Source organism: Psychrobacter immobilis, assembly GCF_904846285.1.
Classification (GTDB): Bacteria; Pseudomonadota; Gammaproteobacteria; order Pseudomonadales; family Moraxellaceae; genus Psychrobacter; species Psychrobacter immobilis_D.
The window spans coordinates 1-22,538 of sequence record NZ_CAJHAD010000023.1; the positions used below are offsets into that span (position 1 = coordinate 1).

General features: G+C 39.8%; 16 protein-coding genes and 4 pseudogenes. 11 read left to right on the forward strand and 9 right to left on the reverse strand.

The window, feature by feature from the left end; translation table 11 throughout:
* Window positions 1-17: 17 nt before the first annotated feature.
* The 4 genes and pseudogenes from JMX13_RS11565 to JMX13_RS11580 form a co-directional block, all read right to left on the reverse strand.
* A pseudogene (locus JMX13_RS11565) lies at window positions 18-278 on the reverse strand (transposase); the annotation flags it as partial.
* A 370-nt stretch (window positions 279-648) separates the two neighbouring features.
* Complete coding sequence (gene fghA / locus JMX13_RS11570; RefSeq protein WP_205703355.1) at window positions 649-1,482, reverse strand: S-formylglutathione hydrolase; 834 nt, start codon at window positions 1,480-1,482, stop codon at window positions 649-651.
* Between the two features lie 143 nt (window positions 1,483-1,625).
* Window positions 1,626-2,750, reverse strand: coding sequence for an S-(hydroxymethyl)glutathione dehydrogenase/class III alcohol dehydrogenase (locus tag JMX13_RS11575; RefSeq protein ID WP_265088415.1), 1,125 nt, complete (start codon window positions 2,748-2,750; stop codon window positions 1,626-1,628).
* A 207-nt stretch (window positions 2,751-2,957) separates the two neighbouring features.
* Window positions 2,958-3,284 (reverse strand): DMT family transporter, encoded by a 327-nt coding sequence (locus JMX13_RS11580; protein WP_010199117.1) that lies wholly within the window; start codon window positions 3,282-3,284, stop codon window positions 2,958-2,960.
* A gap of 135 nt (window positions 3,285-3,419) precedes the next feature.
* Here JMX13_RS11580 and JMX13_RS11585 point away from each other — a divergent pair, with 135 nt between their 5' ends.
* The 4 genes and pseudogenes from JMX13_RS11585 to uvrA all read left to right on the forward strand — a co-directional run bounded on the left by JMX13_RS11585 (window position 3,420) and on the right by uvrA (window position 8,875).
* The gene (locus tag JMX13_RS11585; protein WP_045456034.1) at window positions 3,420-4,292 is read left to right on the forward strand and encodes a LysR family transcriptional regulator; all 873 of its coding nucleotides are present in this window, start codon (window positions 3,420-3,422) and stop codon (window positions 4,290-4,292) included.
* Between the two features lie 117 nt (window positions 4,293-4,409).
* Window positions 4,410-5,336, forward strand: a pseudogene (locus tag JMX13_RS11590) (bestrophin family protein).
* A 287-nt stretch (window positions 5,337-5,623) separates the two neighbouring features.
* Window positions 5,624-6,007 carry a VOC family protein gene (locus tag JMX13_RS11595; protein WP_102076504.1) on the forward strand — a complete coding sequence of 128 codons (384 nt, stop codon included), beginning with the start codon at window positions 5,624-5,626 and terminating at the stop codon, window positions 6,005-6,007.
* Between the two features lie 333 nt (window positions 6,008-6,340).
* A complete protein-coding gene (gene uvrA, locus JMX13_RS11600) occupies window positions 6,341-8,875 on the forward strand; it encodes an excinuclease ABC subunit UvrA (protein ID WP_045456030.1) in 2,535 nt (844 codons plus the stop codon).
* A gap of 70 nt (window positions 8,876-8,945) precedes the next feature.
* Here the strand turns inward: uvrA and JMX13_RS11605 are convergent, their stop codons facing one another.
* Both JMX13_RS11605 and JMX13_RS11610 read right to left on the reverse strand, forming a co-directional pair.
* Window positions 8,946-10,250 carry an NAD(P)/FAD-dependent oxidoreductase gene (locus tag JMX13_RS11605; protein WP_201540930.1) on the reverse strand — a complete coding sequence of 435 codons (1,305 nt, stop codon included), beginning with the start codon at window positions 10,248-10,250 and terminating at the stop codon, window positions 8,946-8,948.
* A 322-nt stretch (window positions 10,251-10,572) separates the two neighbouring features.
* On the reverse strand, window positions 10,573-10,989 hold the full coding sequence (locus JMX13_RS11610) for a hypothetical protein (RefSeq protein WP_045456027.1): 417 nt from the start codon (window positions 10,987-10,989) through the stop codon (window positions 10,573-10,575).
* A gap of 880 nt (window positions 10,990-11,869) precedes the next feature.
* Between JMX13_RS11610 and JMX13_RS11620 the strand changes: the two are divergent.
* The 4 genes and pseudogenes from JMX13_RS11620 to JMX13_RS11635 all read left to right on the forward strand — a co-directional run.
* Window positions 11,870-12,304 (forward strand): annotated as a pseudogene (locus JMX13_RS11620) (recombinase family protein); the annotation flags it as partial.
* Window positions 12,305-12,918: 614 nt separating this feature from the next.
* Entirely contained in the window at window positions 12,919-13,359 is a 441-nt protein-coding gene (locus JMX13_RS11625) for a YbaN family protein (protein WP_045456021.1), read from the forward strand.
* A 236-nt stretch (window positions 13,360-13,595) separates the two neighbouring features.
* Window positions 13,596-16,082 (forward strand): TonB-dependent hemoglobin/transferrin/lactoferrin family receptor, encoded by a 2,487-nt coding sequence (locus JMX13_RS11630; protein WP_227686305.1) that lies wholly within the window; start codon window positions 13,596-13,598, stop codon window positions 16,080-16,082.
* A 142-nt stretch (window positions 16,083-16,224) separates the two neighbouring features.
* Complete coding sequence (locus tag JMX13_RS11635; RefSeq protein WP_045456012.1) at window positions 16,225-16,803, forward strand: biliverdin-producing heme oxygenase; 579 nt, start codon at window positions 16,225-16,227, stop codon at window positions 16,801-16,803.
* Window positions 16,804-17,018: 215 nt separating this feature from the next.
* Here JMX13_RS11635 and JMX13_RS11640 read toward each other — a convergent pair.
* Window positions 17,019-17,381: pseudogene (locus JMX13_RS11640) on the reverse strand (Fic/DOC family N-terminal domain-containing protein); the annotation flags it as partial.
* Between the two features lie 213 nt (window positions 17,382-17,594).
* Here JMX13_RS11640 and JMX13_RS11645 point away from each other — a divergent pair.
* From JMX13_RS11645 to JMX13_RS11655, 3 genes are all read left to right on the forward strand, one after another.
* Entirely contained in the window at window positions 17,595-18,215 is a 621-nt protein-coding gene (locus tag JMX13_RS11645) for a hypothetical protein (protein WP_045456507.1), read from the forward strand.
* 49 nt (window positions 18,216-18,264) lie between these two features.
* Window positions 18,265-18,762: a hypothetical protein gene (locus tag JMX13_RS11650; protein ID WP_045456504.1), complete on the forward strand. Its 498-nt coding sequence runs from the start codon at window positions 18,265-18,267 to the stop codon at window positions 18,760-18,762.
* Window positions 18,763-19,493: 731 nt separating this feature from the next.
* Window positions 19,494-20,888, forward strand: coding sequence for a methylenetetrahydrofolate reductase C-terminal domain-containing protein (locus JMX13_RS11655; RefSeq protein ID WP_201606173.1), 1,395 nt, complete (start codon window positions 19,494-19,496; stop codon window positions 20,886-20,888).
* On the opposite strand, the gene JMX13_RS11660 is transcribed toward JMX13_RS11655, so the two are convergent.
* A complete protein-coding gene (locus tag JMX13_RS11660; protein WP_045456433.1) occupies window positions 20,885-21,553 on the reverse strand; it encodes an epoxyqueuosine reductase QueH in 669 nt (222 codons plus the stop codon). The genes JMX13_RS11655 and JMX13_RS11660 overlap by 4 nt on opposite strands.
* Window positions 21,554-21,781: 228 nt before the next feature.
* Window positions 21,782-22,378 (reverse strand): recombinase family protein, encoded by a 597-nt coding sequence (locus JMX13_RS11665; RefSeq protein WP_045456436.1) that lies wholly within the window; start codon window positions 22,376-22,378, stop codon window positions 21,782-21,784.
* Between the last annotated feature and the right edge of the window lie 160 nt (window positions 22,379-22,538).

A 22,538-nucleotide genomic window follows, 5' to 3' on the forward strand; every position in this document is an offset into this window, starting at 1 on the left:
CCTGAGGGGCGCTACCACTTTTTTGACATGGCATCCTGTAATATGTCTGATTTAAGACATTCATCAGCGTACATCTTTTTTAATCGAGCATTCTCAACTTCAAGCTCTTTGAGGCGGCTGATGAGCGCAGCATCCATGTCACCATATTTAGAACGCCAGTTGTAAAAGGTGCTTTGGCCGACATTGTGCTCACGGCACAAGTCAGCAATAGGGACGCCTTGTTCTGCTTGTTTGAGGATGTTAACGATTTGATTATCAGTAAAGCGTGTCTTTTTCATAGGAGTCTCCTGCTGGTATATTTTAGCAGTTAATCTCTATTTCTAGGTGTTCTTATTTATTGGGGGGATTACCGCCCTATCTACTCACTGGATTATACCTATGGTTCGGTTCCCTAGTGAGGACTTGAACGCTAAGCTGTGGGCGAATGGTATCAACGCTTTAACTCGCTGAAATAGCCACAGTGCACTTCATGGTGTACTTACCATAAATATTCGGTGGTGTGTCAAAAAGTATGCTGATCAAAATTTGAACAATTTTTGAAGCTTTGAAAGCCATATAGAATCAGAGAACTTAGCATAGACTTCTTATTGATTTTTAGCGCCAGCATACTTTTTAGAACACCACCAAATATTTCATCAGTTGTTCAGTTTACTGACTTAGATGTTTGGCATGAAAGCGCAAATGCTCTTCAATAAAGCTGGCGATAAAATAGTAACTATGGTCATAGCCCTCATGCAATTGATACATTAAAGGATAATCGTTTGATTCTGCAGCTGCGAGTAAAGCTTCTGGCTTGAGCTGCTCTACAAGGAAGTTGTCAGACTCACCCTGATCTACTTTAGCAGGAACTAATTCAGTTGCTCGTTTCATGAGCTCACTAGGATCGTAGTTCAGCCAATTGGCTTTATCTTCACCTAAATAAGCAGTAAAAGCTTTTTGTCCCCATGGAGAATTCACAGGGTTACTGATAGGACTAAAAGCAGATATTGAACTATAGCGCTCTGGGTTAAGCATGCCAATGTTCAACGCACCAAGACCACCCATCGAATGACCAGAAATGGCTCTCTTATCAGATACTGGAAACGATGCCTCAATTAACTCAGGCAACTCATTGACCACATAATCATACATCTGGTAGTGCTTGCTCCAAGGCATCTCAGTAGCATTAACGTAGAATCCTGCCCCTTGACCTAAATCGTAGGCTGCATCATCAGCAACATCTTCACCACGAGGGCTAGTATCTGGGGCGACAATAGCGATACCCAATTCTGCAGCAATACGCTGTATCCCAGACTTCTGCATGACGTTCTCATCTGTGCAGGTCAAGCCTGACAACCAATAAAGGACAGGGACTTTTGTACCACTGCCCATCTGAGGCGGCAAGTAAATAGCAAACTGCATACTACAATTTAATGATTTTGAATGATGGCTATACTGCTTATGCCAGCCACCAAAACTTTTATTGACACTAATATTCTCTATGGACATACTAAAACACCTCTGTTAAAACATTAAATGCTGCCCCCAAAAAGAGACAGCACTGTTATCATGACAACATAACTACTTAATGTTAATCACCTATAAATGACCGATCATTTGTTAAAAAAGATCATGATGACTCATTCTTAAAAATGAATAACCGTACGAATACTCTCGCCTTTATGCATCAAGTCAAACGCTTCATTGATGTCTTCTAATGGCATGGTATGAGTAATGAAATCCTGTAATGGGATTTCGCCCGCTAGATAGCGCTCAACATAACCTGGCAATTCCGTACGACCTTTCACGCCGCCAAATGCTGAACCTTTCCAGACACGACCAGTCACTAACTGGAATGGACGGGTTGAAATTTCTTTACCTGCACCAGCCACGCCGATAATAACCGACTCGCCCCAGCCTTTATGGCAGCACTCAAGCGCGGAACGCATCACATCGACGTTACCGATACATTCAAACGAATAATCAACACCGCCATCGGTTAACTCAACGATGACTTCCTGAATTGGTTTGTCATAATCTTTTGGATTAATACAGTCAGTTGCGCCTAGTTTTTTGGCTAACTCAAACTTGCTTTCATTGATATCAATCACAATGATGCGGCTGGCTTTTGCCATTGCAGCACCGATGACCGCTGACAGACCAATACCGCCCATGCCAAAGATAGCGACCGTAGCACCCTCTTCGACTTTTGCAGTGTTCATGACCGCGCCCATACCAGTCGTGACGCCACAACCTAGCAAGCAAACTTCTTCTAATGGCGCTTCTTTATTGACTTTAGCCAATGAAATCTCTGGCAAGACAGTATATTCAGAAAAAGTTGAGCAGCCCATGTAATGATAAATTGGCTCACCATCTTTATAAAAACGCGTGGTACCGTCTGGCATCAGACCTTTACCTTGGGTCTCGCGCACGGCTGAACACAAATTGGTTTTGCCTGAGGTACACATTTTACAGACGCCACATTCTGCGGTGTATAAAGGGATAACATGATCGCCAACTTGGACACTGGTCACGCCTTCGCCGATTTGCTCAACGATACCGCCACCCTCATGACCCAAAATCGCTGGGAATACGCCTTCTGGGTCTTCACCAGATAAGGTAAAGGCATCGGTATGACAAACGCCACTGGCGATGATCTTTACCAATACTTCGCCTTTACGTGGCAGCATGACATCCACTTCTTCGATAGATAGCGGCTGATTTGGCCCCCAAGCAATGGCGGCTTTCGATTTAATAAATTTATCTGACATAAGAGTCTCTCTTTTTGGTTAGTTGATTGTTGTCCCTGTTCAACTCAGACATATTTCTAGAACACCATGTTGAGCTGAGCGAAAAATTTGATCTCTATTTACTTTATCACTTTGTGATAAGGGTATTCTACTGACTTTCTATTATCTTCTAGCCTCAGCTAATAGAGCTAATTAGAAAGATTTAGGGCCGCGCGTTGCCACTCTAAATCAATGGCTATGCCCTTGTGATAGGCTAATGGTAGCAACGCCTACTGCAACCAACCCCATGCCGATCCAAGTGCTCAAATCGAGATGTTGTCGGTAGATAACAGACGATAATGCCGTTACTGTCACTATTGCAAGTCCTGCCCACAATGCATGAACAATACCAACCGGCATTCCTTTCATGGCCTGTCCTAAAAAAACAAAGGCAGCCAGATGTCCTAATAGAACTAACATACTTGCTAACGGCTTAGTGAAGCCATCTGTCTCCTTTAATGCAACATGAGACAAAGCTTCTGCGACTACTCCAAAAAAAAGAAACATCCAACTCATCTTTCACCTCTTATATTAGCAAGCTTAGTTACAATGAACTGGAGCTCTTTTGAATTTGTGCTTGTATTATATCTATTTCTGATTAGATGATAATATGCTATATTCGAAAGTATCTTTTACATATAGGTAATAATTATGAAATGGGATGGCATTAGTGAGTTCGTCTACGTGGCTGAATATGAAAGTTTTACGAAAGCTGCAAAAAAAATAGGCATCTCGACCGCCCAAGTGAGTCGACAGGTAAGCGCCTTAGAGCAACGTCTCAATATTAAATTGCTCTATCGAACGACTCGTAAGGTCTCATTAACAGAAGAAGGTAATGTTTTTTATCAGCACTGCCGTGGGGTACTTGATGGTCTGGATGCCGCGGAACAAGCAGTGACTCACTTGCAATCAAAACCGCAAGGCATGATTAAACTGACAGCTCCTGTCACTTATGGAGAGCGACAATTAATACCATTGGTGAATGACTTTATGGTGCAATATGATGATATTGAAGTAACTGCACTTCTGAGTAATCAACAGCTTGATTTGGTTGAAGACAGCTATGATTTGGCCATTCGCATCGGAAAGCTTCGTGATTCGACCATGATGGCAAAAAAGCTCAGTAGTCGCACTAATTTTGTCTGCGCGTCGCCCTCTTATATTGAAAAATACGGCATACCGCATTCTCTAACCGAGCTTGGTCAACATAACTGTTTGTTGGGTACGCTAGACTACTGGCACTTTAAAGAATCGGGTAAAGAGAAAAATATTCGAGTGGCAGGTAGAGTGCGCTATAACAGCGGTTATAGTTTAGTCGATGCGGCTATAAAGGGATTGGGTATTGTGCAGCTACCTGATTATTACGTACAAAAGCACTTAGAGTCGGGGGAGCTTGTCAGCTTATTGGATAACTTTAGAGAACCTGAAGAAGGTATTTGGGCCGTTTATACTCATAATCGCCATTTGTCGCCAAAAATTAGGCTGCTACTAGATTATTTAGCAGCACATTTATCTAAACCCTAACTGGGTGATAGTAAGAACTACCCATACTTTAAGGCCTCGCACCTCGAAAGATAAATCATCTAATTACTTGGAGGTCTTGCACACTACTCTAACTAACTCGATCGTTAGGAGGCTGACATGATCGTCAAGCAAAAACCGAACGCACTCAAGCTGTTTTTTACCTTGCGCGGCTCTATCCTACCAAAAATTTATCCTCAGATTTTTCTCACCATCTTGCTTAGTACTCTAATAGCAGGCATCCAGTACTGGTTTCCAGGCTTCTTCTCCTCTTATAGTACGGCTCCCTTCACTTTTCTAGGGGTTGCTTTATCATTGTTCCTCGGCTTTCGTAACAATGCCAGCTATCAACGCTGATGGGAAGCTAGGGGTCAATGGGGTCAGCTAGTAGTGGATGCTCGTAGCTTGGCCCGCCAAGTGCTCTCATTTATGGATGAAGAAACGGAGACTGGACGACAAACCCAGCGCCGTATGATTCACCTAACCATCGCCTTTACTCATGCTTTGCGCCATCGACTACGTGACACTGAACCTTGGCAGGACGTTGATCGTTTTGTAGAACCCGAGCACCACGTCAGCATGCGCCAAGCGCAAAATCTGCCCGAGTACCTGCTGCGGCTGATGGGGAAAAAGGTCGGTTATAGCCGACGTGAGCGATTATTATCGGAATTTCTAGTACAGAACATGGATGAACGGCTGACCTCTATGACTGTAGTTTTGGCCGCCTGCGAGCGCATTCATTATACGCCACTACCATTTGCTTATATGCTGTTAGTACATCGCACCACCTACTTATATTGCTTTATGTTGCCTTTTGGTTTGGTGTCATCTCTGGGATGGGCTACTCCGTTTGTCTGTGCAGTGATCGCCTATACTTTTTTTGGTCTAGATGCTCTTAGTGAGGAGTTGGAATCGCCTTTTGGCTTGGCCGCTAACAATCTACCACTGAGTGCTCTGTCGCGTACCATCGAAATTAACTTACTAGAGGCACTGGGAGAAACCGATCTGCCGCCCGATATAAAATCTAAGAATGGCTACTTACAGTAAATTATTTTGCGTAAGCAGTTAGCCTTAAGTCTCTGGCTGAGTAGTTATATAAACAGTCTTGATGGTGACAGAACAAATAATGGCATTGCTCAAACATAAGTGGATATACGCGCTTCTATCAAGAAAATAATTATTACCTTATGGTAAAAGTTATTTTCTTTTTAGACCCATTATCTTTTATATGGAATAACGTATGATGGTTTCCATCGACAGACAACGCGGCAAACTTGTTGCAACTCGATAGAAAAACTATTGATAAAAAATCATCCACAACTGGAGAACAACACATGAGCATTTTTACTCACGTTACCCTTGGCACTAACGATGTTAATCAAGCACGTACATTCTATGACAACGTTTTAGAGATTCTAGGGCTTAAACGCATTGCTGACCTAGGTGATAATGGTTCAATATGGGGCGTAGACGCACCATCGTTATTTGTTATGAAACCTAATAACGGTCAACCAGCTAGTGTTGGTAATGGCAATATGGTGAGCTTTGAAGCACCAAGTCGCGCTGCTATTGACGCATTTCATGCAGCAGCATTGAGCGCTGGTGCTCAAGATGAAGGCCAACCTGGTACACGCGATTGGGCACCTAACGCTTACGCGGCTTATGTTCGTGACCTGGATGGTAATAAGCTTGCCGTTTATTGCTTCAAAGAAGCATAATAGTAGTATTACGGACCGCTCGTTCGTAACCACTAATATTAGTATCAATACTACCGTAAAAAGGGTCCTGCAAATTTTGCAGGACCCTTTTGTCATTAAAATCAATTTTGTGACACTTGATATTCTGTCTATTTATGTGAGTCCGCGTACTGTGTACGTTAAACATAGGCTCTGCAATAACAAAAAAAACATTAAGATCTTTCTTATTACCTTCAACCTTTTATAAAGAATATCAATAGATAAATAACACTTATCCATGACTGCAAACGTCAATGAGCAAAATCCAAATATATTTAAAATCAAGAAATACAATTCAATAGGAGTCGCCTGTTTATGGCTACCAATAACAATAAACATATCAATAAAGACATTCTCTGTGACACTGACCACAGTGTTCGAGTCAGGGGAGCTCGCGTTCACAACTTAAAGAATATCGATGTAGATTTACCTCGTGATGCACTGGTTGTTTTTACCGGTATATCAGGATCAGGTAAGTCATCACTTGCTTTTGGCACTTTATTTGCTGAGTCACAACGTCGTTATTTAGATTCAGTATCCCCTTATGCGCGTCGATTGATAGATCAGGTTGATGAGCCTGATGTTGATATGGTAGAAGGTCTGCCGCCAGCAGTTGCTCTACAACAACAACGAGGTACGCCCTCAGTGCGCTCATCAGTAGGCAGTGTTACTTCTATCTCAAACGGGCTACGCATGCTCTATTCACGAGCTGGAGATTATCCTACCGGTCAAGAGATATTGTATGGCGATGCGTTTTCGCCAAATACACCTGAGGGTGCCTGTCCTACTTGCTCTGGTATTGGCCGCGTGTTTGAAGTCACCGAAGAGTTACTAGTACCTGATAACACCAAAACCATTCGAGAGCGTGCTATCGTAGCATGGCCACCAGCGTGGCAAGGCAAAAACCTAAGCCGCATACTGGTGTCACTCGGCTACGATATTGACACGCCTTGGCATAAACTGCCAAAAGAAACCCGCGATTGGATCTTGTTTACAGATGAAACCCCAACCGTTCCTGTCTACCCTGAATACAGCCTTGAGCAAGTAAGAAAAGCGATTGAGAGCGGCGAAAAGCCCAACTATATGGGCACGTTTTCGAGTGCAAAGCGCTTCATACTGCATTCTTTTGCCACTACTCAGAGCTCATTGACAAAAAAGCGCGTTTCTCAGTTTATGCAAATCTCTGTATGTCCGGAATGTGATGGTAAAAAACTGAAAAAAGAATCACTATCCGTTACGTTCGCAGGACTCGATATTGGGGAGCTGTCGCAACTGACCTTTATCGAACTGGCGCGCAAGCTTGAGACTGCGGCCAATAAAGTCCCAACTGACAATATGGCAAATCGTGAAAAGGCTATCGTCGCTCAGCGCATTGCCAGTGATATGTTATCTCGGGTAAAAGCACTGACCCTATTGGGTTTGGGGTACTTATCACTTGAGCGCACCACACCTACACTATCTCCTGGTGAGCTACAACGCTTACGCCTAGCCACTCAAATTCGCTCACAACTTTTTGGGGTGGTTTATGTACTAGATGAACCATCCGCTGGTCTTCATCCAGCAGATACCCAAGCATTACTAAGTGCCTTAGATGAGCTCATTGCCGCTGGTAACTCAGTGTTTGTCGTCGAGCATGATGTGAGCGTCATCAGACACGCTGATTGGATCGTAGACGTTGGCCCCAATGCGGGTACTCATGGCGGCGAGGTGATTTATAGTGGTCCTGTAGAGGGATTGCGCGACGTGACTCACTCGCATACCAGCCGCTATCTGTTCAGCACTGACGCTATCGTAAAACGCACACCAAGAGAGCCGACAGCGTGGCTTAAACTTACAGGGATTACGCGTAATAACTTACAAGAGCTGGATGTCGGTTTTCCATTGGGTGTGATGACTACTGTCACGGGTGTATCAGGTTCAGGCAAGTCGAGTCTAGTGAGTCAAGCTTTGGTAGAGCTCGTTTATGAGGCTCTAGGACAAAAACAAACGGTTGAAGCTCCAACTGGCGAAGCCGATCTACTTGAGCAAGAGTTGGAGACGCCAACCGGTGGACAAATCATTGAGGGTATGGATGATGTCAAACGACTGGTAACCGTCGATCAAAAAGCCATTGGGCGTACGCCGCGCTCAAACCTTGCTACCTATACCGGACTGTTTGATCATGTCCGTAAGCTATTCGCGTCAACGAGCGAGGCAAAATCTCGTCGTTACAACGCAGGGCGTTTTTCATTCAACACGACTAAAGGTCGTTGTCCTAATTGTGAAGGCTTAGGCTTTGTGAGTGTCGAGCTACTGTTTCTTCCTAGCGTCTATTCGCCTTGCCAAGTCTGTCACGGACAGCGCTACAATGAGGACACGCTAGAGGTCACGTATCATGACAAAAACATCGCCGATGTGCTGGCGCTCACGGTTGAATCAGCTTATGAATTCTTTGCAGACGACCCTGCTATCTTGCGAGCATTAAGTGCCTTGCTACAAGTCGGGCTTGGCTACTTACGACTTGGCCAACCAGCAACTGAGCTATCTGGCGGTGAAGCCCAACGTATTAAACTTGCCACTGAATTGCAGCGAACGCAGCGCGGCGATACGCTGTATATCCTAGATGAGCCAACAACGGGTTTGCACCCAAAAGATATCTCGATGTTGATGGCGCAATTGAATGGACTTGTTGATGCCGGTAACAGCGTTATCATGGTCGAACACGACATGCAGGTTGCTAGTAATAGTGATTGGGTAATTGATATTGGCCCTGGTGCAGGTGATGCAGGTGGCCTTATCGTGGCGCAAGGATTACCTGAAACAGTCGCTGAGTCGAAGACCAGCCGAACTGCACCTTTCATGCGCTTCTAGTGCCCGTCGCAAACCTCTTATGACAGTGCAAAAAACGACAGCGATAATCAGTTTATCGCTGTCGTTTTGCTTAATGTAATTTGATCTTTGGACGACCTATGCGTAATATTTTTTCGCTGATCCATAAAGCAAATGTCTTGAAGGCACCATGAATAGACATTTGATGCATGCGATAGAGCGATATGTACATAAAACGGGCAATCTTTCCTTCAATGAAAAAGCTGTTATTGGTGAGATTACCCATTAAGTTTCCCACAGTACCGTAACGTGATAGATTAACCAGTGACCCATAATCGTTATAGGTAAAACCTCGTAGTGGCTGCTTTCTTAGCGTTGCAATTATATTTTTTTCAACACATTTTGCCATTTGATGTGCAGATTGCGCGCGCGGTGGCACTTGTTTGCCATCGGTTTGGGTGAAGGCGCAGCAATCGCCTAATACAAAGATACTGTCATCAACCGTGCTTTGTAAAAATTTATTTACCCGAATTTGATTATTAGAAGTAAGCTCAAAAACCCCCAAATCTTTAATAAAATCAGGGGCTTTTACGCCTGCCGCCCATACCATGATATCAGCCTCAATCTGCTCATCATCTTTCGTAATAAAGCCGTACTTCGTCGCCTCTTTCACCTGTGTATGTTCACGTACATGAACGCCTAGTTTCAATAATTCGCGCTTAGCACTTGATGCAATACGCTCAGGCAAGGCAGGTAAAATGCGTGGTCCCGCTTCAATTAAATGGATGTGTAAACGTTTCGGCGACATATTTGTCAAGCCGTATAGCTTTAATAGATTAGACACATGGTACAGCTCAGCTGAAAGTTCTACTCCCGTTGCACCTCCACCAACAATGGCGATATTAAGTGCTTGCTGCTGGTTATCATCTTGATGAAGACGCGTAAAACCATCAAGCAATGAATGCTGAAAACGTTGAGCTTGCTGAGTTGAGTCCAAAAAGTAGCAGTTTTCCTTCACCCCAGGGGTATTGAAGTCGTTACTTATGCTGCCAATGGCAATAACAAGATGATCGTAGTGCACGTGGCGTTCCGGCAAGATAGTATGGCCTGATTCATCATACAGTGCAGCAAGAGTGATGGTTTTAGTTTTTTGATCAATATTATCAAATTCCCCCAGCTGAAAGTGGTAATGATGCTGAGCAGCATGCGCCGAGTACACCACACCATCTAAATCAGAATCAATAGAGCCTGTCGCGACTTCATGCAGTAACGGTTTCCAAATATGAGTACGGTTTTTATCTATTAATAATATATCGGCTTGCTTTTTCTTTCCTAACTTGTGTCCTAATTGGGTTACAAGCTCTAAACCACCAGCACCGCCGCCAATAACGACAATTTTAGGTGTGATTATATTCATAACGTTGTCCTAGACAATAACATATTCAAATAACTGACAATCTATTCGCAAGGTAGGTTATGAAAACCAGAGTAACTAATAGACTGCTGTCATTATGAGGTGAGATTCATGAAAGCTAAAATCATAAATCAGGCTTTTACGTGGCAGGAAATGGTGAGCTTATGGCCATCACAATCATGAATATTAGAAGCTTAATCGTGAGTACTTGATGTATCTACCCTCCTCAATAGATCGAAGGCAGATGACTTGTTCAAATCGTTATTAACAACCATGAAATCAGCTAACAGGCTCATCATGTATTTTTCATAATAAGCCTGAAATTTTACTTAGGTGCAAACATGTTATCAGCACTGCGATGTGCGGTATAAACTGCCTCACCATCACTTTCGCCATCAAATATAACCGTCACGTTAGGTGTAAATAGTAAGATATCACCTACTTCTGCCACATACTTGTTGCCTTGTAAGTCTCGCATCACAATCTTACCTTTAGTGATTACTTTGTATTCTACAAATTCATAAGTAAACTCAAAATCAACACCAGGTTGCATGGCAAAAAAACCAACCGTTAAGCCATTGGCATTATCGGTGACATTAACTTCTGCCATTTGACTTTTTAGGTTGTTAACTTCAAGTAAGCCAGCGAGTTGGTTTAGCTTATAAGTACCTGCTTTAATAAGTTGGATACCAGATTCTTGAGCAAGTGAGTCTACATTGTTTTTGTTTACGGAAAGAGTCATTATTTTAATCCTAATAAGGTTGACTTAAAGATCAGTATCTGTAAATCATATGTTTTTTAGCACTATAGATTCAGCTCGTTACTTACTATCTGATCTATAACGCCTACTTTACATTGTTTATGAGAAATGATAACCAGCATTAGAATCAAATGACTTTTACATGTTAGTAATAATAGAAGATAATTGCAGAGTATAAATAAGGCTTCCATCATCAGCATTTGAGCTTTGCAGATATTAGTTTAGTTACTATTGAGCATATATAAAGTACGACCGCTAGTGTTGCCAATATGAAGGATAACGGCAAAAAGAAACTTTCTTGCAATATACCATCGGCATTAATACCGTTGTAAAACACAATTTCCAGTAGCCCTGACAAACCAGATAAAAATAACAGTATGAGCACCACAATGACTAGCTTAGACTTCATAATAATTTTTCCATTTGATTGTTTGTAAGTTTACGCCAATGCAAAAACTAAACTAGGCAGCTTAATTCTATTGGATAAGTATCTTATGCTTGGGAGAGTTAGCTAACTACTTTGAATGATATGAAAATTACCAACAAGTCTTTTTTGGACTTATTAATTTAAAGTGTGGATTGTAAATTAGGGTATACCTCAACGGAACCAGCTATTTCACCCTTCAAACCTATTAACAGACCACTTAAAGCAGACTGTTAACATGGAACCATCTATAACAGACCTTTGAATTATAGGACTGGTTGCTGTGCTTTTTTCCTATCATTAGCCTATACCCAAAATATAAAACCTTTAAATGATAATCTATCTATCATTAGACTTTTTTCTATTATCAAATGATAGTAATATCCTGCTATTATCAATAAACATTAATGATTAAGTCTAAGTAATAGAGGGGGCGTTATGACCGTTCGTATTTATGTGAGAGCCAGTACTAAGGATCAAGACGCTAAGAGAGCGTTGTCTGACTTGATTAGCTTTAGCCAAAGCTATGATGATAACCATGTTGAGTACGTTGAGCATTTCAGTGGTACGAAGCTTGATAGACCAGCACTCACTCTGTTACTCAATGATGCTGAAGAAGGCGATATTCTGCTGGTTGAAAGCGTGGATAGATTAAGCCGGCTATCTCAAGATGATTTTGCGATCTTAAAGCAGCGTATCAAAGATAAAGGCTTACGATTGGTGGTGGCTGATCTACCAACCACGCATACGGTAAGTATGGGCATGACAGGTGATATCCTAACAGTGATTAACCATATGCTGATCGACTTGTTAGCAACGATGGCAAAGCTTGATAACGACAAGCGTAGAGAGCGTATCAAGCAGGGATTAAGCTATGCTGAAAAAACTGTAGAACCCGTTTTGGTAAATTAAAGACTTAATAGAGCGTTTATCATGACTAAGATAACCAGGACTCATAGTGCCGCTTTTATGACTGAAACCGTCAAAAACTAGCAGATGACAACGACAACGGCAAAGTAGCTAGGCAGCTCAGGATGAATGAGACTTCTTAAATGAGGAAGGAGGAAGCGAAGCAGTATTACGCCCCGAGGCAAGATAGTGGCTATGCTAGCAGTAGAATTCAATAGCGTTTAAGCTATAGAACGCCAAGAAAAATGTGGTTTGACTTTCATTATCAGACTGCGTAAATAAAACCCCCTAAGTCAAGTTCTACAGGATTGATAGTATAGGTCTGTAATATAAGTATCTATTAGTTCACATAAAAAAATACTGCCCTACTTTTATCAAAAATATTCAATATAAATCGTAAAACACTCATTCATTGGAATGATTGGGGTAGTAACATATCATAATTTTGATAATTGAATGATTATCATTTACAATAATCTGTAAAAAACTACCTGCAAATACAGTTTATTCTCTAATAAAAATATTCGCAGTTCGCTAAATAACTGGCTGCTACTCTTTAACTATCGAGCTACTTTCTTATGAACAATGTGCAACCTTCAACAAATTCATCGAATTTACAAAAAAAAGTAATGCTCAACCAAATTCATCATAACCGCATAATACGAATATTATTTATGGCGCTAGGCGGTTTTTTCTTCTTCATAGGCTTAGTCGGTATTATTCTTCCAGTATTACCTACCACCCCTTTCATTTTACTAACGGCAGCATGCTGGGCTAAAGGGTCTGATAAATTCAATCAGTGGCTTCTCAAACATAAAGTGTTCGGTGAAATGGTAAAGAACTGGCAGCAGCATCGAGCTATTCCTCGTAAGGCAAAATATTTGGCTTGGTCAATGATGGCTATGTCATGCGGTATGTTGTTTTACCGATTTTCTGATAGTTTGCAGTGGCTTGCTTGGGTTACATGCGCAATATGCATCACTGTTACTGTGTGGATGTCTCGACTGCCGGACGCTTAATTTTTCCTACTATTACAAGACGTTTTCCTGACTCCTTGCTAAGCCTTTGCAAAAAGTAAAATACTCTAAGATAATATATTTTCCTATTTGTTAATGATTATCGTTTACAATGTAACTATATTGTTTTATTATATGAAGAAACTATCAGCAATGTTATTAACAATTAATATTATTTCCTTTGACGACGAGGCTGATGTGAAGAAAATTGTGCTTATTTTTACTATAGGAAATTTGGAATGCACGAGGATTCAACTTATAAGAAGTCGATATATATACCTAGTCTTAAAGGTAAGTCTAAAACCCTATTAAGTATTCTTGTTGGAACTTTGATGTATCAATCAGCCATTGCGGATACTCAGCACCAAGAAGAAAACTTACCGATGTTACATATGGACACGATAACTGTTTATGCTAATAAGCAGCCCCCTATAAATGTAGGGGACGACCTTAAAACGGCCAAGACGATATCAGACAACCTAATTGACAGTGATAAAGATTTAGTCCGTTATAACCCTGATATAAGTGTGGCAGATGCAGGAAGATATGGTAGCAATGGCTACGCCATCAGAGGGGTAGATGGCAATAGGGTAGCTTTAAACTTAGATGGCGTTAGCTTGCCAGATAAGCAAGTCAATGAAATATTTTCAGCTTATGGATATATGTTTGAGGGTCGATTTTCACCCGATGTAGAGCTTCTGTCAGAGGTGGAGTTTGAAGTCGGGGCGGACTCTTTTAATTCTGGTAGTGGTGCAATGGGAGGGTCTGTTAGTTTCAAGACCAAAGACCCAGAAGATTTAATAAGACCTGATCGTCAACTTGGTGGTTATATCAAAACAGGTTATAGCAATAGCAATGAAGAATTTAGTAACGCTTTTGGTTTAGCAGGGAAAAACGATAAGGTTGAGGCAATAATTAATTATGTGCATCGTGAAGGACATGAAACAAAAAATCACCGAATGTTAGATTTCGATAAAAACAAACTAGATCCTGCCTATGATTTTATCAATGATCCAGACTATAAATATCCCTCTACAGGATACAGATCTAATACAGCAGCAATATTACCTGACCCATTAAGTTATACAACAGAGGCAACGTTAGCAAAGTTATACCTCCATTTGAACGAAGAAAACCGATTAGGTTTTCATGCCACTAAACAAAAAACGGATAGAGTATCCAATAACTTTACCAGAAAGACTTTTGCTTCAAGAATTGGTAAGGATACTGCAGAATTAGAAAGTTATGGCATCAGTCATAGATACCTACCTATTACTAGTGAGTTCATAGATGAGGTCAATACCACTTTAACTCAGCAAAAAATTACAGGAGTGGCTAATACAGAAACTTATAGCCAAGTATGGGGATCTGACTCTTATAGGGTAGATGGAGTGATGCATCGGCCTCAAGAGGACAAAACCATACAACTAAGTATAGAGGCAACAAGCTTACCGTTAGAAACTGAGAAGCTAGGCTCTCATACTTTGTCAGTTAATACAAAATATGCAAAGACGGACCATAGATTGACCTTAGAAGAAACTTATATTCCTTCTTCAGGCAACCCCAGTTCTTGGTACGATTTTATTGGGCCCTCAGTGAAGCAAGATATCTTCAATGTGGCCATTCAAGACAAAATAAATTTAACGGAAAAGCTCGATACGACGATTGGACTTCGGTATGACAATTATAACTACAAACCCTATATGGATGAAATCAATAAAAAAGGCATCGAGAAGGCGAGCAAATATTATCCGGTACGTATTGATTATGAGAATGGCGAGTTTGATCACAATAATAAAATGGACAATATAGGAGGGATGTTTTCCATAAACTACAAACTTAGCCCATATTTACAGACCCAGTATCAGCTATCTACAGGATTCATGGCACCCGCTACCAGCCAAATGTATTCAGCATTTGAGATGATGGGAAACAGTTTGACGCCCAATGTTCATCTTAAGCCTGAGAAATCTATCAATCATGAACTTAGCTTGTCTGGCCAGTTTCAAGATTTAAGTTTTACAGCTATAGGTTTCTATACTAAATATAGTGACTTTATCAGTTTGTTGAATTCTCAAGAGGAACAACAACGATGCTATGAAGATTATTCGACCGGCCAACCGGTTTGTTCACCCCTTTCTATAAATATACTCAGCGCCCAAAATATTGGTGACGCAGAGACTTATGGATTGCGTTTAGGAGGCGTATGGGATGTTGGACAGCTTGCTGACCTAGAAGGAGATATTCGAGTAATTGCTAATTTAAGTTGTGCCAAAGATAAAACTGATAAAGGAACCAACTTACTTGCGACTCAGCCTTTGAATGTCACATTCGGGTTAGGTTATGAAGCCCCTAAAAAGGATTGGCAACTGTCTGCGAATCTAAGGTATTTAGGCAGAAAACATGCTGAAGACGCAAAAGTAGCTACCTTAGAATCAAATGGTTATAACATGCCTTATGAAAATGTCATTGCTCCTTATAAGCACATTGATAAGTCTAAATCGGCTTATGTATATGATGTTTATGGCAGTAAAAGACTAGGTTCTAATTTAAAACTATCAGCAGGGGTGTTTAATTTATTTAATGCTAAATATGTTCCATGGGACAACTTGCGTTCGTTAGCAGAATTAAACGTCAACTCTATGGTAGATGACCAAGGGGTTGGCATTGAAAGATTTACGGCACCAGGAAGAAATTACAAAGTAGGGTTAACCTACGAATTTTAGCCCATATGTCTTGGATAAAATACATAAAAAACTATCAATAAAAACCCAAAAATATTTTGGCGTGCGCTCAATCTAAAAAAAGCTAACTAAATAGGATGAAATGGGAGAGCGCCCCTTAAATTAATAAATATAGGAAACAGTGATGAACTTACCTCTTAGTGAAGCATTAAAAAAGCACTCCCGCCAAACACATGATAGTGTTGACATGCTCGTTTTATCTATGGAACCATTTGCCTCTATAGAAAATTACAGTAAATTTTTACAAGCACAAAATGCTTTTCACGAAGTTTTGAAACCTATCTATGAGAATCCCAGCTTAAACCTTAAGATTAAGGGACTTAATAGTCTATCACGCTTAGAACAAGTAGCCATGGACATGCAAGACCTTCACGTTAAGACTATGTTAGTCGATGAGGCTATACCTAGTCCAAGTGAGTTTGAATCTATTGGTTGGCTTTATTGCTCTGAAGGTTCAAATTTAGGCGCCGCAATTTTATATAAAGAAGCTCAAAAAATTGAACTTACAAGTAATCATGGTGCAAAACACCTATCTGCACATAAAGATGGCAGAATGGTGCATTGGCGTAAATTTAAAGAGCAATTAGATGGCTTAGAATTGACACTAACACAACGCCAACAAGCATTAAAAGGAGCTGAAGATGCCTTTGCATTTTTTAAAAGGGTCATTCGACAAGTAAATTATGCTGAAGAAACGGTGTAACGGTCATTTAGATTGAATGGTTGCTGACATACATGGTCATCAATGTAATTCGAACGCGCCTTAAAGCAGACGTTCGGTTTTTTAATGCCATATTGAGTAATCACTGAGCTATGCTGAGGAAACCGTATAAATAAACTTAGTAAACTAACGACTCGATGAGGAGTTTGCCATGACTAAGAAAAAGCAAAGCTATAGTACGGAAGTTAAAGTATAGGTCAATCCTGGGGCGGTGTATAGACAATATCGCCTTGACTGTTTTTGAGCGTCGTACCCGGCAGCTTACGAAACCCTGCCACGTTTTTCTCTAACTCTTCTTGAATCGCTAAAATGTCACTTAAGCGAATAATACCGCTTTTTCGTACCGTATCAAAACTTGATTTGAGCGCTTGTGTGTAGTTCTGCACCTCTTTGGTCGCAAGGCTCTGATTGACGATATCAAGCTCAGCTTTAAACAGCTCATCATTGGTTGTGACAATATTTTCGATCTCAGAGCTGTGCTTCGCCTCTTGTAGCGCCAACGTATTGATTAAAATAGCTTCATTAGGAATAGAAGAGACCACACCTTTAAGCTCAGCTAAGTATCGGTTGGTTGCCCTTACGCAGGGGGCGGGGCGACTAACAAACTAAATTTAAAAAACTTTAGTTTGTTAGTTTAAAATTGTTACTTATTTGTTACTTATTTGTTACAATGAGTTCTATCAACAATTTTTAGTTATTTAATAAATTAGACATTGTATTCGTTCGATCAAAGTATCGCCTAAAATTTTAGGGGAAATTCAAAGGACTTTAGTATGGCTATACAGAAAATAAGTGCAAACGATGACTTGGCTCCTGATTTTGAAACATTTGGAGTAATGAAAAAAATTGCTAAACAAACTCTATATATAGCTTTGGGTTTATCTATACTCGCATTTATTTTTGGGGGCGGTTTCATATCAGCCTTACTAACATTCATGCTTTCGCTCTTTATAATACTAGGTATACGATTCACATTTCTACAGTTCACGCTGATAGCGACTAAAGGAAGAAAGGAATACGATAAAGTTCATAATTATTACAAAGAGCTAGCCATAAAGAATAATATAAATGTTTCTTACGAGGCTCCTGGGATAATTATAGATAAAGAAGCTAGAAAGATAGCCTTTACCATTGATCCAGAACAAGAAAAGAGAGTGATTATTTGCGATTTTTCTGATATCAGGCAGTGGTATTCACATGAATCAACTGTGACAAATGAAAATTATAAGGTGCATAGTTCGGGTCATATTAGCGGCGGAAAGACTGAGACTACTTTTACTGGTATGAGGGTAGAAATCAATGACCCTGATATGCCTTTATATTCCTTTTGGACTGCTAACCATAATGATTCAAATTTATGGATGGCAAGGCTATCCAGCCTTATAAATGGCTAGCTATTTATCGCTCAATCCATTGACTATAAACGTATTTAGGAACGAAAAAATGAAAATTACCACATTACTTACTATTATCCCATTATCATTGTTATCTATCAGTGCTATGGCTGGTATGGGTTCGACTAAAGGTGATACAACCTGTATCGTCATTAGCTCTATCGCTAAAGCTAAGACGCATGGCATGGCATGTTCTTATACAGGAGATGTAGGCGGTAGTATGAGTTATTCAATCGAACAAATGAATTACAAACTTGCTACAGGCACAAAATACAGCACCATAAACGATGCAACTTTTGACTTTGGTAAGGATGGGAAGGTTAAAAACCTTGTGGAAGAAATAAGTCTTAATGGTAAGCCAGCCAAACTTAAAAATCTCATCGACGGTACTTATAAAGAGATTAGTGAAGCGGATTTAGATGCGCGTTATAATAAAGAGCCTGTTGACTTAACAGATATTTTAAAATGCTTTATTCCTGATGCCAAGAAAGACACTGCATTCTGTGTGCCGTTCTTTGAAGAAGGTGAAGAAGACGGCATGTCTTAGTTGTCCCCCCCCCTTTTTTTCTCCTAAACGTAAAAACTTTCACATAAAGTATATTTAGTAGTCTAGATGGTAATATCTTCTATATTCCATATTGAACCGCCCCGGTATTGTCGGAGACTTAACATTCTGAGAGAATACGACAATGAAAAGACAAACCTACACTCCTGAGATTAAAGAACGCGCCGTTCGTATGCTGATAGGGGCGTCGAGCGCCTATTAGGAAATTACCATTGTAGAAAAGATACCGAGAAACGTAAGTTTATCGTTATCTTTTCTACAATCTGGACATAGCTATTCTGCAAACAACTTACAGCTAAGTGCTCTCGTCAGCTGATAGATGTTATAGCTAAAGAAGTGAGTTTATACTCACATACTCACATACTCACATACTCACATACTCACATACTCACATACTCACATACTCACATACTCACATACTCACAATAATTTTGAAAGTTTGTAATAATATTTGTCAAATGAAAGTTGTGAATCGCTACGCCTGTGCCTGACTCAAGCAAATTAGCCTCCGATATAGTCGGGGCGGTTCACAACCAAAAACTTGGTAACCCGCCACCTCAGTTTAAATTGCTTGTTTCAAGTTAAGAGTAGGGTATATAACAATAAAAATAAGAGTGTTATAGCTCTCATTTTTGACTTAGAATAAGGTGCGTATGATGTTAGACATTACATCATATTTTTTATTTTGAACTCTCAATCATTCGTAGTAACTTATGGCCGACCTTGTGCATTATTTTTCACAAAATAAATTTTGTGTTTTGATCGAATATCTAACATCTATACCAAATAAGTTTGCTGTCAAAACTATGCTTACAGATTTTCCAGCATTGATGACTTTAGCAGATCGAGTACATTCAGATCAAGATATGAGTCCACTTGATGCAAGTTTTTTTTATCCAGCAGGAATTGATAAAGTATTGCACTTTGCAGGTAAAGATAGAGATATACAGGATTTTTACAAATTTTTAGATCAAGCAAATTCTGCCAATATTCAAAACTTACTTTTACTTACTGGTGATAAATTAAAAAATCATGTTGATGAAGACTCGTATCTGAAGCGTACACGTTATTTAGAGTCTGTAAATGCGGTAATGACTGCCAAACAACATGGTGGATTTAATATCGGAGTCGCATTCAATCCATTTAAATATAATGAAGCTGAACATGATGCTCAATATTTTAAACTTCATAAAAAAATACATGCTGGTGCAGATTTTATCATCACACAATTAGGCTATGACATTGACGCCTTAAAGCATTGCAAAAAAATTATGCATGAAAATGGCTATACACAAAAAATTTTAGCCTGTGTCATGCCGCTAAATCTGGGACGTGCAAACTTTATGTTAAAACATAAAGTTGCTGGAATTGTTATTACTCCACATATGGTAAAAGTATTGGAAGATGAGAAAAAATCTGGGAAAAATGAGTACGCTTATAGACGTTGTGCATTACAAATTTTAATTTGTAAACAACTTGGTTTCGCAGGTATTCACCTATCTGCTTGCCATAATCCTGATGAACAATTGTTACTTGAACATTGGATTAATGCGTATCGTCATCTGGATTTAAATGCACTTGAATTATTATGGAATTCATTATGGCAAGTTAAAACAGGAAAAGAATTTATACCTGATTTTTCATATTCTTCGAAACAACCGTCAATAGGACAATTAATCAAATATCATCATTTACACATGATGCATAACACATTTTTTGATGCAAAACTTGCTAGATCATTTGGTCGCTTTATTTTTAAAGCTTCTTTTTGGGAAAAACAGTCTACTACCAAAGCTTTGTTAAAAACAGAATGGCTAAGTAAGCACGCTGTTTTAGGTTGTGAGAGTTGTGGGCAATGTCGTTTGGGAGAAACAATATATATTTGTCCAGAAACCTGCCCCAAAGGTTTGTCCAATGGTCCATGTGGTGGAACCACATTGGATTACTGTGAGTTCGGTGATCGAGAATGTATTCATTCAGTCAAAGCTAGGCTTGCTAAAGTTGTGGGGCAAACGCATATTTTAAAAGAAAAACTGATTCCAACAGTTCCTATTACAATACGTGGAACTAGCTCTTGGAAAAACTGGTATTTAAAGACAAAAGCTTAACTTTTTTCATCCATCACATTTGAATAAAACTTCACACCAAGTTTAATTCGCTCACGATCATTTTTCATCCGCCATCTATTGGTATCTCTTAGTGAATAGACACACCCACAATATTCTTGCTGATAGAACTCTTCTTTCTTACTAATTTCAAGCATACGAACAGCACCGCCATGTTTGCGCCAATTGTAATCCCAATACGTAATGCCATCATAGTGAGATGCAGATTGATGACCACAATCATTGATCTGTTGCATATTTTTCCAACGTGAAATACCTAATGAACTGCTGATAAGGCTAAAGCCATTTTCCTTTGCATATAAAGCAGTACGTTCAAAACGCATATCAAAACACATGGTACAACGAATGCCTTTTTCAGGTTCATTTTCCATACCTTTGGCTCGTTCAAACCAATTATCTATATCATAATCACAGTCAATAAAAGGTATATTGTGTTTCTTTGCAAAACGAATGTTTTCTTCTTTACGAATCTCATATTCTTTGATTGGGTGAATATTAGGGTTATAAAAAAATATAGAAAAATCTATTCCAGATTGAATTAGCGTTTCCATCACTTCTCCTGAACACGGGGCGCAGCAAGAATGTAATAAAAGTTTTTTATGATCATTGGGAAGAGTTAGTTTTTGACGTTGTAATTTGTTAGACATAGTCTTTTGATGTGAGAGTTAAACTTTATATTCTACTTAAACTAAATACTATCGGCAAGCTTGATTACTGGTCTTATGAGGATTATGGCGCTCTAGTTTTTGATAACGATAAACTGGTTAAAATACATGCAAATACTATTACTAGTCGTCAATAGTAGGTTAAACCCCACTGGAGTCACCCTTTAGGGTCTCCAAACATATTTATAGACCATCTAAAACAGCCTAGTATTAACGAACTGCTTTTTTCAACACTCGATAAACGGTAGCTACCCCAACACCAACCGCCTTAGCGATTTCCTCTTTTGTCATATTGTTTTGACTGGCCAATTCTCTAATACGATTGTGTTTAGTTGTATTAGGCTTCTTACCGGCGGGCTTATAGCCACTGTTAGCCAATCCCTGCTTGATACGCTCTCTACGCTTGTCATTATCAAGCTTTGCCATCGTTGCTAACAAGTCGATCAGCATATGGTTAATCACTGTTAGGATCTCACCTGTCATGCCCTTACTTACCGTATGCGTCGTTGGTAGATCAGCCACCACCAATCGTAAGCCCTTGTCTTTTATACGCTGCTTTAAGATCGCAAAATCATCTTGAGATAGCCGGCTTAATCTATCCACGCTTTCAACCAGCAGAATATCGCCTTCTTCAGCATCATTGAGTAACAGAGTGAGTGCTGGTCTATCAAGCTTAGTACCACTGAAATGCTCTACGTACTCAACATGGTTATCATCATAGCTTTGGCTAAAGCTAATCAAGTCAGACAAGGCTCTCTTAGCGTCTTGATCCTTAGTACTGGCTCTCACATAAATACGAACGGTCATAACACCACCTCTATTACTTAGACTTAATAATTAATGTTTATTGATAATAGCCAGATATTACTATCATTTAATAATAGAAACAAGTCTAATGATAGATAGATTATCGTTTAGGGGTTTTATGTTTTATGTTTTATGTTTTATGTTTTATGTTTTATGTTTT